Source organism: Streptococcus sp. NLAE-zl-C503, from assembly GCF_900104285.1.
Taxonomy (GTDB): domain Bacteria; phylum Bacillota; class Bacilli; order Lactobacillales; family Streptococcaceae; genus Streptococcus.
This window is the reverse complement of sequence record NZ_FNJT01000001.1, coordinates 301,261-314,517: the sequence shown is the minus strand read 5'-3', so window position 1 is coordinate 314,517 and position 13,257 is coordinate 301,261. Positions and strand designations below refer to the sequence as shown.

At 41.4% G+C, this 13,257-nt stretch carries 11 protein-coding genes and 1 other annotated feature; all 11 genes read right to left on the bottom strand.

Going from position 1 to position 13,257, the window contains the following annotated elements; translation table 11 throughout:
- Positions 1 to 8 precede the first annotated feature (8 nt).
- Entirely contained in the window at positions 9 to 1,052 is a 1,044-nt protein-coding gene (locus BLS46_RS01515; protein WP_180364032.1) for a glycosyltransferase family 4 protein, read from the bottom strand.
- A gap of 112 nt (positions 1,053 to 1,164) precedes the next feature.
- Entirely contained in the window at positions 1,165 to 1,494 is a 330-nt protein-coding gene (locus tag BLS46_RS01510; protein ID WP_033585983.1) for a metal-sulfur cluster assembly factor, read from the bottom strand.
- Positions 1,495 to 1,507: 13 nt separating this feature from the next.
- Positions 1,508 to 2,617 carry an RNA polymerase sigma factor RpoD gene (rpoD, locus tag BLS46_RS01505; RefSeq protein ID WP_000201893.1) on the bottom strand — a complete coding sequence of 370 codons (1,110 nt, stop codon included), beginning with the start codon at positions 2,615 to 2,617 and terminating at the stop codon, positions 1,508 to 1,510.
- A gap of 2 nt (positions 2,618 to 2,619) precedes the next feature.
- The gene (dnaG, locus tag BLS46_RS01500) at positions 2,620 to 4,380 is read right to left on the bottom strand and encodes a DNA primase (protein WP_093585067.1); all 1,761 of its coding nucleotides are present in this window, start codon (positions 4,378 to 4,380) and stop codon (positions 2,620 to 2,622) included.
- A 195-nt stretch (positions 4,381 to 4,575) separates the two neighbouring features.
- Positions 4,576 to 5,334, bottom strand: a complete 759-nt coding sequence (locus BLS46_RS01495; protein WP_093585064.1) for an ABC transporter ATP-binding protein — start codon at positions 5,332 to 5,334, stop codon at positions 4,576 to 4,578.
- Positions 5,331 to 6,197: an ABC transporter permease gene (locus tag BLS46_RS01490; RefSeq protein WP_061409118.1), complete on the bottom strand. Its 867-nt coding sequence runs from the start codon at positions 6,195 to 6,197 to the stop codon at positions 5,331 to 5,333. Before BLS46_RS01490 ends, BLS46_RS01495 begins: the two co-directional genes overlap by 4 nt.
- 65 nt (positions 6,198 to 6,262) lie before the next feature.
- Positions 6,263 to 7,258 (bottom strand): tryptophan ABC transporter substrate-binding protein, encoded by a 996-nt coding sequence (gene trpX, locus BLS46_RS01485; protein WP_093585062.1) that lies wholly within the window; start codon positions 7,256 to 7,258, stop codon positions 6,263 to 6,265.
- A 115-nt stretch (positions 7,259 to 7,373) separates the two neighbouring features.
- Positions 7,374 to 7,590, bottom strand: a binding site (T-box leader).
- A 95-nt stretch (positions 7,591 to 7,685) separates the two neighbouring features.
- The gene (gene ppc / locus BLS46_RS01480; RefSeq protein WP_093585059.1) at positions 7,686 to 10,382 is read right to left on the bottom strand and encodes a phosphoenolpyruvate carboxylase; all 2,697 of its coding nucleotides are present in this window, start codon (positions 10,380 to 10,382) and stop codon (positions 7,686 to 7,688) included.
- Positions 10,383 to 10,405: 23 nt separating this feature from the next.
- Positions 10,406 to 11,629 carry a cell division peptidoglycan polymerase FtsW gene (ftsW, locus tag BLS46_RS01475; RefSeq protein ID WP_093585056.1) on the bottom strand — a complete coding sequence of 408 codons (1,224 nt, stop codon included), beginning with the start codon at positions 11,627 to 11,629 and terminating at the stop codon, positions 10,406 to 10,408.
- A gap of 189 nt (positions 11,630 to 11,818) precedes the next feature.
- On the bottom strand, positions 11,819 to 12,760 hold the full coding sequence (gene prsA, locus BLS46_RS01470) for a peptidylprolyl isomerase PrsA (protein ID WP_093585053.1): 942 nt from the start codon (positions 12,758 to 12,760) through the stop codon (positions 11,819 to 11,821).
- Positions 12,761 to 12,950: 190 nt separating this feature from the next.
- Positions 12,951 to 13,257 (bottom strand): LPXTG cell wall anchor domain-containing protein (locus BLS46_RS09875; RefSeq protein ID WP_180364030.1); only part of this gene is annotated, 307 nt, incomplete at its 5' end.

The window sequence follows — 13,257 nt, the reverse complement described above, 5'->3', positions numbered from 1 at the left end:
AGATTACCTCACTTTTTGCCTAGAGCCGCCTGCTCCCGATAGAACTTCAACCAGATTTCCAATAAATGCTCCTCGGAATACTCTTTAGAAATCTCTCTAGCTTTTTCTTTCAAGTCTTTCAACTTTTCAGGATGATCTTTGTATTCGAGAATGGCTTCTCTCATCTCTGAAACATCACTTGTCGCACGATAATTCCCTTCGAGAATGACCTTGTATAGATCTAAATCTCTCAACATAATCGGTGCTTCACAACTAGCTGCCTCTAAGATGGTCATAGGGAATAGTTCGTTGTAACTTGGTAGCAAGAAGAGATCAGCCAAAGCGTAGAGTTCTCGCATTCGCTCTGGAGGAACAATACCTGGGAAAATTAGATTTTTAGGTGGATTGTCCATGATTTTTTTATAGCGTTCATAACCATCTGTCATCCCGCCAAATGAAAAACCACCAGCCCAGATAAAAGTAATTTCTGGCAATTCCTCCGCAAGGCGGATAAAGTCATCAATACCTTTACGTTTCTGAACCTGACCTGCACCGACAACAACAAACTGATCCTCAGCTAAATCCATTTCCTGACGAAGTTTTGCTACTTGGTCAGCTGGCAGTGGATGCCATTTTTCCTTATTTACAAAGTTTGGAATATAAGTTACTTTTTCACGTGGAATACCAGCCGCCACCAAATCCTCGATAAACATGGGATTGACCACCACTAGGTGTTCCATTCTGTTGTAAAATGAAAAAACATAGCGCTTGATAATTCCCTTTAAGAAAAATGGAATTTTCAAACTCCCCTCAAGCGTATCAGGCAAAAAATGCACATAGCCAATTTTTCTCCCAGATCGCTTCTTTTGGAATGTAGATAAATAATAAGGGAAATCAATGGTATGAAAGTGGGTTACATCTGCCTCAACAGGAAGATTCTCCGTAACAATTAACTGATCTTGGGCATCACGATGTAGGAGACGTACCAACTCACGGTAGGCTCCTGATACTCCCTGACCAGCCACTTTTTCACTTGAACTTAGCATATTGACACGCAATTTTTCGTTTTCCATACCATTCATTATACCATTTTATTTCCAGAAAATCAGCAAAAGAAAGAAGAGACAAGAGGAAAAAGAGGAATTTACCCTATTTTCCAATCGTCTCTCACATTTTTCTTAGTCTTTATTTAATTCCTAGGGCGATACGTGCGTATCGGCTCATTTTTTCAACCGTCCAAGCTGGATACCAGACCAATTTAACTTCGGTATTGGTTACTTCAGGCACATCTGTCATCGCATCGTGTATCTGGTCTGTCAAAAGGTCAGCCAGTGGGCAGCCCATAGTTGTCAAGGTCATATCAATTTCAGTGTGACCAGTTTCACCATCAAAACGAATTTCATAAATCAAACCTAGGTTGACAATATCAATTCCCAACTCAGGATCGATGACTTCTTCCAAGGCATTCAAAATGCGGGTTTTGATAGCCTCAATTTGCTCTTCTGTATAAGCCATGTTCATCCTCACTCTAATCTTCAATAAAATCACGAAGCGGTTTGCTGCGACTTGGTTGGCGCAATTTTCTCAAAGCCTTGGCCTCGATCTGACGGATACGTTCACGAGTCACGTTAAAGACTTTACCAACATCTTCAAGAGTACGCATTTTCCCATCATCTAACCCGAAGCGCAAGCGCAAGACGTTTTCTTCACGGTCTGTGAGAGTATCCAAGACTTCATCCAACTGCTCACGCAAAACGATACGAGTTGTGTAGTCTACTGGATTTTCAATCACTTCGTCTTCGATAAAGTCCCCAAGATGGCTATCGTCCTCTTCACCAATCGGTGTTTCAAGTGATACTGGCTCTTGGGCGATTTTCAAGATTTCACGGACCTTGTCAGGTGTCATATCCATACGCTCAGCGATTTGTTCAGGAGTTGGATCTTGACCCAATTCTTGAAGGAGATTCCGCTGTTCACGGACAAGCTTGTTAATCGTTTCCACCATGTGAACAGGAATACGAATGGTACGAGCCTGATCAGCGATGGCACGGGTAATCGCCTGACGAATCCACCAAGTTGCGTAAGTAGAAAACTTGAATCCTTTTGAATAGTCAAACTTGTCCACGGCCTTCATCAAGCCCATGTTTCCTTCTTGGATCAAGTCAAGAAACTGCATACCACGCCCTACGTAGCGCTTAGCAATCGAAACTACCAAACGAAGGTTGGCTTCCGCAAGACGTTGTTTGGCTTCGATATCACCAGCTTCAACTGCTAGGGCCAATTCTTTTTCCTCTTCATTGGTCAAGAGAGGAACTACCCCGATTTCCTTCAAATACATACGGACTGGGTCATTAACCTTGGCAGAGGTTGAGCCAATCAAATCCTCATCACTGAGTTCCGGCTCTTCTTCTGTACTAAGGACACGTGCACTTGGATTCCCTTCGTTATCCGTAATAGAAATGCCAGCATCCTGAATCCGTTGCAAAAGGTCTTCAATGCCGTCTGCATCTAGGGTAAAAGGAATAACCAGACTTGAATTGATTTCATCATCTGTTGCTGTTCCTGTTTTTTTGTGGTTACGGATAAAGTCTGCTACTTGCACATCAAATGTCGTTACTTCTTTTTGTTTTGTTGCCATTATTACTCCATTCTTCTCTTTTGGGAAATCAATCGTTGCAATTCTTCCAAGGCTGTGTCTGTATCTCCTACATGACTAGCTTCCTGCACTTTCTTTTTAATTCTTAAGTTATCCTTGCCGAGGAGGGCACGGTTTCGAGTCTCTTCGACTTCCACTAACTCTTGAGGCGACATCTCAGCTGGCAAATCCAGACTAAGCACGTGGTACCAGGCATTTTCAACCTCAGGAGTCTGATGAGAAAGCTCCTCTGATCCGATTTGTCCCTCTACACTTAATAATTCGTAAAGAATCTGAAATTCTGGGGTATCAAAGAAAAAGTCTTCTCTTAATCGGTAGTCATTTAACACAACTGGATTCTCTGCCATCCTATAAAGGAGATGAGCCTCTGCTCTCATAACTGCTGTCAGTTGACGCGTCACAGGCAAACTAATCGCTACCGGTGTAGGATGCTCCTTGACCCTCTCCTGTCTCTGAACAATCCGACTTTCATTTACAATCTGCTCCACCTGCTGGTAATCAAAGGAAGGTAGGTTATCCGCAAGAATGTGGATATAGGAATTCTGGGCAGTGATAGACTTTTCTTTGGCAATTAAGGGAGCAATCTTTTCAATGAACTCGATTTGCGCTTGCAAGTTATCACTATTTTCTGGCTTGAGCTGGTGTATATAGAACTCTATAGGACTGATCCGAGTCTTTGTTAAGAGGTAAGCCAGGTCTTCAGCAGAATTCTTTTGCAAATACTCATCTGGGTCCATGGCATCAGGTACTCGAACAACCTCCACTGAAAAGTCTTTTAACTCCTCTAATGCCTTGGCTGTTGCTGCCTGCCCTGCCTTGTCACCATCATAGCTGAGAACTATCTTTTTGGTGAAGCGTTTGAGGTGATCAACATGTTCCTTGCTCAGAGCTGTCCCCATGGAAGCCACAGCATTTTCTATGCCAGCACGGTAGGCCGCGATCACATCCATGAAACCTTCCATCAGGTAGAGTTCTGCTGTCTTTCCAGTTGCTTTTTTAGCCTTGTCCAAATGATACAATTCGTAACTCTTGTTAAAAATTGCAGTCGAGCGACTATTTTTATATTTGGCAGTCTGAGTATCAGTTTCTTGCCAGATACGACCTGAAAAAGCAATAACCTGCCCCTTGTCATTGGTCAAAGGAAAGATGATACGTCCAAAAAAAGTATCATAAAATTGATTGCCATCTGACAGGTTAAACAGGCCCGAATCCAATAAATCCTTTTCCTCGAACTTGTCAGCCAAACGTTGATAGAGATAGGTTCTCTCAGCTGGAGCTAGTCCAATTTGGAAGTGCTTCAGAACATCATCTGTCAATCCACGTTTGTAGAGATAAGCCCTTGCTTCTTCTCCCATCTTGGTCGTCATGAGAATTGCATGGTAAAAGCGAGCAGCTTCTTCATGCATCTCATATAGAGCTTGATGAGGGGAAGCTTGTTGAGGACGAGACTGGACAGGAATAGCTAGTTGAATACCGACGCGCTCTCCCAAGAGCTGAACGGCTTCCATGAAGGACACGCCTTGGTATTCTTCGATGAACTTAAAGACATCCCCTGAACGACCACATCCAAAACAGTGATAAAACTGCTTGTCTTCCACAACGTTGAAAGAGGGGGTCTTTTCACCATGAAAAGGACAGAGCCCTAAATAGTTCCGTCCAGCCTTTTGTAAAGAAATCACATCACCTATGACTTCCACAATGTTGGCATTGTTTTTGATTTCTTCAATGACTTGCTTGTCAACCATACACAATACCTCCATCTTATCATAATTTCACGTAAACTAGTATAGCTTATTTCTGAAAAAAAGTAAACCATTTCATACGCTTTCCGTAATTCTCTTTGCCTTATTTTTCTAGATAGAAAGAGGAGATAAAAAACTCAGAAACACTTCCGTACTTCTAAGTTTTTCTTTACTATTTTTTATGAACAATTCTCTACTTTACTCAAACAATTGATAGTAGTCTGAAATCTTCATCTTAGCTTTTTCTTCTTTATTGAGGTCTTGGATGATACGACCTTCTTTCATGACAATCAGACGGTTTCCATACTTGAGAGCGTCTTCCATATGGTGGGTAATCATCAAGGCTGTCAGATGATCCTTGCTGACAAAGTCATCTGTTAATTCCATCAAGGCCACACTTGTTTTTGGGTCAAGGGCCGCTGTGTGTTCGTCCAACAAGAGCAACTCTGGTCGTTTCAAGGTTGCCATCAAGAGACTCAAGGCCTGACGTTGTCCACCTGACAGAAATTCAATAGGAGTGTCCAGATGTTTTTCAAGGCCATTTCCCACTTTTTCAATGGTAGACTGAAACTCTTCCCTATGGCTTGATAGCCTTCTAGGAAGGAGTCCTCTCTTCTCACCACGAAACTTGGCAATCAAGAGATTTTCCGCTACCGTCATACGGGGAGCCGTACCCATCTTAGGATCCTGAAAGACGCGAGACAAATACTTAGCCCTCTTTTCAGGTGAAAAATGAGTCACATCCTCGCCCATGATACGGATACTTCCGCTTGTTAAAGGTAGGGTACCTGCAATAGTGTTAAAAAGCGTTGACTTTCCAGCTCCATTCCCTCCTAGGATGGTAATGAAATCATGTTCAAAAATTTCAAGAGAAACATCATTCAGAATGATGTTTTCCTCGTCAAAGCCATTCGTGATGACTTTGGTAGCATTTTTTAATTCTACAATTGCTGTCATTTGCTAAACTTGACTCCTTTCAGGTATTTGCTTTTGAAGGTTGGAATCATGAGGCAAACTGCCAAAATCAAGGCGCTGTACAAACGAAGATAACTTGTATTAAACCCAAGAGCAATCACTCCCCAAACGAGGAACTGATAAGCGATAGAGCCTACAACGATGGTCATAAGTCGCTCTGCCAAGGTCAAACTCTTGAACAATACCTCACCAATAATCAAGCTAGCAAGCCCTACGACAATCACTCCAATTCCTCGAGAAACATCTGCATATCCTTCTTGTTGAGCAATTAAGGCCCCTGCAAGCGCGATAATCCCATTTGAAAGAACCAAACCCATGAGTTCCATACGACCAGTATGGATTCCAAAACTACGAGCCATATCGGGATTGTCACCTGTAGCGATGTAGGCTTGACCTAGTTTGGTATCTAGGAAAAAGAGCATGAGACCAATAACAAGAGCAACAAAGATAAAGCCAGTCAGGAGTTGATTGAGGTCTGAATCGAAAGGCAAGACATCCTGAATTTGCTTGGTTCCAAGAAGCCCCAGATTGGCACGCCCCATAATCATGAGCATGATGGAATGGCAGGAAGTCATAACCAAAATCCCTGATAAGAGGGTTGGGATTTTTCCTTTGGTATATAAGAGTCCCGTCGCCATACCAGCTAGACAGCCCGCTCCTACTGCAGCCAAGGTCGCTAAAAATGGATTGACTCCCTGTGTTATCAAGGTTACAGCCACTGCTCCTCCTAGAGGAAAAGAGCCCTCAGTAGTCATATCTGGAAAATTCAAAATTCGAAAAGTCATAAAGATTCCCAAACCTAGAATCGCCCAGACCATCCCCTGAGAAATAATGGATACTATCATAATCTTTCACTCATTTCTTTCTTTAGTAAAAATGGGAGGAGATGTCCCCAACTCCTCCTTTATCTTTATTCAATCACTTGTCCTGCTTCTTTTAGAACAGACTCAGGAATGGTGATACCAAGTTCTTGCGCTAGTTTTTTGTTGATAACTGATTTACCAGTTGAGAAGACATTAACTGGAGTATCAGCTGGTTTTTCACCTTTCAAAACTTTAGCAATCATCTTACCAGTAGCCACCCCAAGGTCATGTTGATCAACTACTACAGATGCCAGTCCTCCTGCTTCTACCATGGCAGTGGCACTTGGATAGATTGGCTTTTTAGCTGTTTGGTTGCTTGAAACAACTGTTGGGAAGGCTGATGCGATGGTGTTGTCAATTGGAACCCAGATTGCGTCGACCTTGCTTGTCATAACATTAACAGTTGAAGCAATTTCGTTAGTTGAAGGAACAGCAAAGGTTTCGACTGTCAAACCCGCTTTTTCAGCATAAGCCTTGAATTCTTCTACCTGTGTTTTTGAGTTATCTTCGCTACTTGAGTAAAGAGCTCCGATTGTTTTGACATTTGGTGTGAGGGTTTTTATCAACTCTACTTGTTGTTCAGCAGGGTTGTGGTCTGATACCCCTGTGATGTTGCCACCTGGTTTTTTCAAATCTTTGACCAAGTTAGCACCGATTGGGTCTGTAATAGCAGCCATGATAACTGGTAGGTCTTTCGTAGCACTTGCAAGTCCTTGAGCCGCTGGTGTCGCAATCCCAACAACAACGTCATTTCCATTTGCTACTAACTGTTTACTCATGGTTGCAACCTTGCTCTGATCCCCTTCAGAGTTCATAAAGTCGATTTTCACTTGGTCACCTTTATAGCCTTCTTCAGCTAGTCCATCTTGAATCCCTTGGTAAATCAAGTCCAAGGATGGGTGACTAACAAATTGAAGGACACCAACCTTAGCAACCTTTTGCTCTTCCTTAGCTACTGGCTTGTTCATTGAAGAATAGATCAAGCTAGCCACTACCAATACTGCTAATCCAGCGATAATTCCAATTAAACGTTTATTTTTCATTTTTCTTTCTCCTTAATTCTTTTACCTTAACTTTTTAAATCACATCATCAAGCGACGCCATCGTTTAAATTCCATAAGTCTCCTCCAACAAAAAAGTCCTCACACAAAAAACTTGTGTGAGGACGTCGATGCGCGGTGCCACCTCAATTATAGGGAATATCCCTATCGCTCTTTCTCGCATTCACGAGTTGCACTGTAAGGTGTGCTCACCGAATTTTTATGATTTCAAATTCTTAAGAACATTCAGCCCAATTTTCATCACTTTCATTTATCTGTTTCCACCAACCACAGACTCTCTAAAAAACTTCAATGATTACTTTCTGAATGTTTAAATTATATCATTTTTCAATTACTTGTCAAGACTATTTTTAGAATTTTTCAAACTATTCAAAAACTTCCCCTAGAAAAAGAGGAAGTTTAGAAAATATCAACCTGAATTACGCAAACCTGTTGCAATTCCGTTGATAGTTGTGTGGATCAATCTTTCTTCGTCTGTTGACAACTCACCACGACGTTGACGTTTAATCAACTCCAACTGGATGTAGTTAAGGATATTAAAGTAAGGCATACGATAGTTTAGACTGTCTTTTAGGTAAGAGTTTTCAGCCAAGAGTTCGTCATAGCCTTCAATAGCTAAAATAACGTCCTTGGTCAACTGCCATTCATCTAAAATGGTGTAATAGATGGCTTGCACTTCTTCATCTTCACAGAGCTTGGCATATTCGAAGGCAATGTTCATGTTAGACTTAGACAAGACCATGTCCACATTAGAGAGTAGGGATTGGAAGAAAGGCCAGTTTTGGTACATATCACGGAGGATCTCAATATTATCAGGATCTTGATCAATAAATTCTTTGAAGCTTGAACCCACGCCATACCATCCAGGAAACATGACACGACTTTGTGACCATGAGAAGACCCAAGGGATAGCACGTAAACCGCCGATTTCAGTGATGGTCTTACGAGCTGCTGGACGCGAACCGATGTTAAAGCTTGAAATAGCTTTGATTGGGCTTGACTCGAAGAAATAGTCATAGAAATGTTCATTTCCAAAGACCAAATCACGGTAGATATCGTAGCTACGGTCCACTACTTGATCCATGATAGCTTCGTAACGATTTGATGTGTTGGTATCACTCTTCTTTTTGGTAATCATACGGTTAATGGCTGCAGAAACCAACATCTCAAGGTTATAATAGGCAGCATCTTTGTTTCCGTATTTGTTTCCAATCACTTCTCCCTGCTCAGTCAGACGGATGCGGTCTTTGATAGATTTGAGTGGTTGGGATGTAATAGCTTCATAAGTTGGGCCACCACCACGACCCACAGTACCACCACGACCATGGAAGAAGGTAACTTTAACGCCAAATTCGTCTCCAATAGCAGTTAGTTGTTGTTGCGCCTTGTAGAGGGTCCAACATGATGACAGGTAACCACCGTCCTTGTTACTATCAGAGTAGCCAAGCATGATTTCTTGGTAGTTATCCTTTGAAGCAATCCATTTTTTAGCCAAAGGTAGAGAGAAATATCTTCTCATAGTCTCTTCTGAGTGATCCAAGTCCTCGATCGTTTCAAAGAGGGGAACAATCTGAACGCGGGCTTTTTGAGCATCCACCAAGCCGACTTCCTTAAGCATAATGGCTAGTTCGAGCATATCGGATACACTTGTTGCGTGAGAGATGATGGTTTGACGAATGACATTTTCACCCAGTTTATCCTTCAACTTGCGGGCAGCTTTAAAGATAGACAGTTCCTTCTCAAGCAGTTCTGACTTTTCAGCATGAGTGGCTGAGAGGATACGAGGGTCTTCTTCCAACTCTTTTAAGAGAAGGCTACATTTTTCGTCTTCAGACAGATCGCTATAGTGATCGTTGATACCAGCTGATGCTAACAATTCAGCCACACAGGCTTCGTGAACGCTAGAATCCTGGCGCATGTCGATAGAGGCAAGGTAGAAGCCAAAGATTTCAACTGCTTGCATCAGCTCGACAAATTCTCCTGAGATCAGGTATTCCCCCTTGTTCTCAAGGAGAGAATCCCGGATAGCTAACAAGTCTTGGTAAAATTCATCCGCGGTAGCATATCTTGGATGAACATCCTTATCTTCGATAAGATAGGTCTTGGTTGCCCGCATCTTAGCTTGGATGTCAAAGAGGGCACGACGATAGAGTTCTTTTTCACGATAAATGGAGTTATCCTGTGACTTAAGAGCCATCTCACGAACCTTGTCACTGACATTCACGATGCTGGTTGACAGTGAAAATTCACGATAGAGGTTATAAATCTTCTCATCGTAATAATTCATGATGACTTCACACTGGGTCAAGGCTGATTTGTTGAGGGTTTCCGCTGTTACGAAAGGATTCCCATCACGGTCTCCTCCGATCCACATCCCCATGGTAATCGGTTTTGGATGTTGGAGCTCGATACCTTGTTCTTTAGCTAGTTTCTTATACTCAGCCGTCAAACGTGGAACAGCATTCAAAAAAGAACTTTGATAGTACTCCATCACGTTGGTGATTTCGTTGGTTACTTTCAATTTCTTCTCGCGAATCATGTCCGTTTGCATGATAATCTCAATATAACGACGGAGATCGGTGTGCCATTTTTCTTTGTTGATCAAGCCTAGTTTGACATCACGGTACTTACGCAAAAGAGTATGGATGTGATTGGTCAAATCCAACATACTCTTACGTTGTACTTGAGTAGGGTGGGCAGTCAAAACTGGAACTACATTCAGCTGCTCCAAAATTGTAGCCGCGTTTTCTTTTTCAGCCACCATCTTAATGGTTGTTGACAGTTTTCCTAGATAGTCTTGGTCCACATTATTTTGGTGATTGATCTCATAAGCCAAATCCACATCCTCAGAGATATTGATCAAGAGTGGAAGGATTGAGAAATAGCGTGAAATGTAAATCATTTCTTCATTCGAAAGACTGGTCACTAGGTCATTGAGCCCTTGATAATTCTCGCTAGTTGATAATTCCTTCAACTGGATAATCTTTTCAAAGGTTTCTGGCGCTAGCATATTTTTTGTGATATCTTCTAATAGCTCAGTCAGAATCAAGACTTCTTCTTGGACGACGGCTTTATTACTATAGTTTTCTAATTTTTGAAGAGACATATACTTTCCTTTCCATTCAATCCTTATAGAGTAACAGAAGTTTGACCTTCGAATTCTCTGATAAGTTTGGCACGTTTTTCACTAGCATCGATATTTAGTACAAAGGCAATGGCTACGGATAAGACCAGAAGGCTATTCCCACCTTGTGAAAGAAAGGGGAAGGTTACCCCTGTAGAAGGAATCAAACCGGAAATCCCACCGATATTGACAAAGACCTGAACAAGGATCATACCTCCGACACCGATAGCAACCATGGAGTTAAAGGGATCCTTAGCTCGAATACCGACTAGGATGATTCTCAAAATCAAGAAGAAGAGGAGTGCCAAAATCATACTCGCTCCTACAAATCCAAATTCCTCGATGACAATCGAAAAGACGAAATCCGTGTGGGCTTCTGGCAAATAACCACGCTTTTCGATGGAATTTCCTAGTCCAAGTCCAAACCAGCCACCATTCACCATGGCATAGTAGGAATTTGCAAGCTGGTGCCCTGCGCCTGCCAAGTCATTGAAAGGATTAAAGAAGGCGCTGAAACGTTTAGCAACGTAACCAAATACCGGAATTTGAGAAAACTTCTCAATCCCAACAAGACGAATGACAAACAAGGCTAAAATGGAACTTCCTGCTAAGAGAGCTAGAATAGTCGAGAACCAACGATAGGCAATTCCACTGACTGTGTACATAAGCAGCGACACCAAGACCAGAATAGTCGCATTTCCCAAGTCAGGGAAAATTCCCAAACTACCAATCAAAACCAGTAAAACGAAACGCCAGTCGTTAAAAGCTCGAGGTAACCACTGATTCTGAGTCAAGACTTGGAAATCGTAAACAGCTATCTCATCCTGCTGTTTTGAAAAACGATGGGCTAGGTACCAAATAATGATAATCTTAAGGTACTCCGCAGGCTGAATCGTTACAGGTCCTACAGAAATCCAACCGTAGGCACCATTGACTGGTGTCCCAATTAGCCGAGCCAAAGCTAGGAGAATGATCTCTACAAACATAACGATAAAAATCAAGCGTTCATTTCTTAAAAAACCAAGTTTCAGTTTATAAATTAAGGCAATCAAAACCAAACTAACTCCCCAAAACATTCCTTGGTTCCGAGCTAACTGAAGAGCGCTTTTTCCTTCTTGAATCAAGGTAGCACTCGTCGTTGAGTAAACAACAATTAGACCCAAAATCGATAAAAGGAGGTAAGGAATCAAAATGGAATAGTTCAATAGGTGCCTTTTACTAATTTTCATATGTCACCACTCTAATAGAAACAGAGAAAACTGTTCCTAATTCCGTTTTATTTTCTAGTTTTGATTGCTATTATACCATTTTTTCAGAAAGAAAAAAACTCTTATCCTCCAATCCTTCGAATTTTGCTCTTTGGTTGAAACTGATTGCTAAAAAATACAAACTTCAAGATAAAGTTTGTATTTTCTTTTTTATTTTGCTGATGAGCTGCTGCTTGAATTTGAATCGGCACCACCAACGTATTGGGCAAAGATATTTTGGAAAACAGGATCTTTCACTTTAATATTGGCAGCTTGGAATTCTTTTCCGATAACGCTCTGAACGAAAGATGAATCGTTTTGTTTCTGAGCCAGGATGACCGTTTTCAATTTTTCTTTGTAGTCATCTAGGTTTGATGATTTTTCTGTTTTCTTGGTTAGCTTAATAATGTAGTATTGGGTACTGTAGGCTTGTGTTCCAGTCGCTGTGATAACATCAGAGACACCATTCACATCCAAGGCAAAGGCCGCCTTCTTGACTTGTTCTGGAAGTTCTGTTGAAGCAGAGTCAAAAGTGATTTCGCCACCATTTTCTTTTGTCTTGTCATCATTTGAGTTGTCTTTTGCCAACTGGGCAAAGTCAGCTCCTTCTGCTTTTGCTTTTTCAAGTACTTCTTTGGCCTTGTCTTCATTATCCATACGGATGATCTGAGCTGTTACATCTGGCGTATAAGACTCAAAAGCTTTTTGGTAAGCTTCGTCTGTCAATTCATTTTCTGCTGCTTTTTTAACTGCCAATTCGACCAACTTACTTGTGCGAATTTGAGCTTTACGAGTCTCAGGAGTCATACCCGCACGTGAAAGAACATTTTGATAACTATCACCGTATTTCTTCTGCTCTTCAGCAACAGCATCATCCACTTCTTTATCAGTTACTTCTGAACCATATTGTTTTTCAAAAACTTTTTCAATGGCCATATTAAGCAAAACTTGTTGCGCAGTTGGGTTATTTTTGACTTGTTCATAAAATTGATGTTCAGTGACGACATCGCCCTTCATGCTGATGAGGTCAGCTCCTTCAGAACTTTTTGAACAAGCAGCCAAAGTCGCTACGGATAATAAGGTAATGGCTCCTGCCAATAGTTTTTTCTTCATGTTTACTCCTTTTTCTAAAAACGGTCAAAAATTTCTCTAGACCAACTCAATAATTATACCATATTTTATAGCAGATAACTTAAATAAGACTAAAAATAGTAGCTTTTAAATTTTTAACGATTCAATTTTTTTCATTCCAAAAAGAACCTGAACAATCGTTCAAGTTCTTGTTTATTATGTGTTAATTTTTTTAGTGACGCCCTTTGTAAGTCAAACCTGCTAAACCAAGACTTGCAAGGAGGAAACCTGCAAATCCAAGAATTGAATTTTGTTCGCCAGTGTTTGGCAGAGCTGGAGTTTCTTTTTTCGAAGTAGGTTTATCAGCTTTAGAGTTTGAAGTTTGCCCAACAGGTTTCACATGAGCTGTTGGAGCAGTATTCGAATTAGTTTGTGGTTTAAGCTCTGGCTTAACTTCTGGTTTTGAAGTATCAGAAGGTTTAGGTGCCGGTTTTACTTCTGGTTCCGGAGTCGGAGTTGGCGTTGGTGCTGGTTCCGGA

Excerpts from the sequence above, each read along its gene's own strand:
- BLS46_RS01510 (WP_033585983.1), bottom strand. The coding sequence starts at position 1,494 with ATGGCTTATACAGAAGAGCAAATTGAGGCTATCAAAACCCGCATTTTG.
- rpoD (WP_000201893.1), bottom strand. The coding sequence starts at position 2,617 with ATGGCAACAAAACAAAAAGAAGTAACGACATTTGATGTGCAAGTAGCA.
- trpX (WP_093585062.1), bottom strand. The coding sequence starts at position 7,258 with ATGAAAAATAAACGTTTAATTGGAATTATCGCTGGATTAGCAGTATTG.
- BLS46_RS01490 (WP_061409118.1), bottom strand. The coding sequence starts at position 6,197 with ATGATAGTATCCATTATTTCTCAGGGGATGGTCTGGGCGATTCTAGGT.
- ppc (WP_093585059.1), bottom strand. The coding sequence starts at position 10,382 with ATGTCTCTTCAAAAATTAGAAAACTATAGTAATAAAGCCGTCGTCCAA.
- dnaG (WP_093585067.1), bottom strand. The coding sequence starts at position 4,380 with ATGGTTGACAAGCAAGTCATTGAAGAAATCAAAAACAATGCCAACATT.
- ftsW (WP_093585056.1), bottom strand. The coding sequence starts at position 11,629 with ATGAAAATTAGTAAAAGGCACCTATTGAACTATTCCATTTTGATTCCT.
- prsA (WP_093585053.1), bottom strand. The coding sequence starts at position 12,760 with ATGAAGAAAAAACTATTGGCAGGAGCCATTACCTTATTATCCGTAGCG.
- BLS46_RS01515 (WP_180364032.1), bottom strand. The coding sequence starts at position 1,052 with ATGGAAAACGAAAAATTGCGTGTCAATATGCTAAGTTCAAGTGAAAAA.
- BLS46_RS01495 (WP_093585064.1), bottom strand. The coding sequence starts at position 5,334 with ATGACAGCAATTGTAGAATTAAAAAATGCTACCAAAGTCATCACGAAT.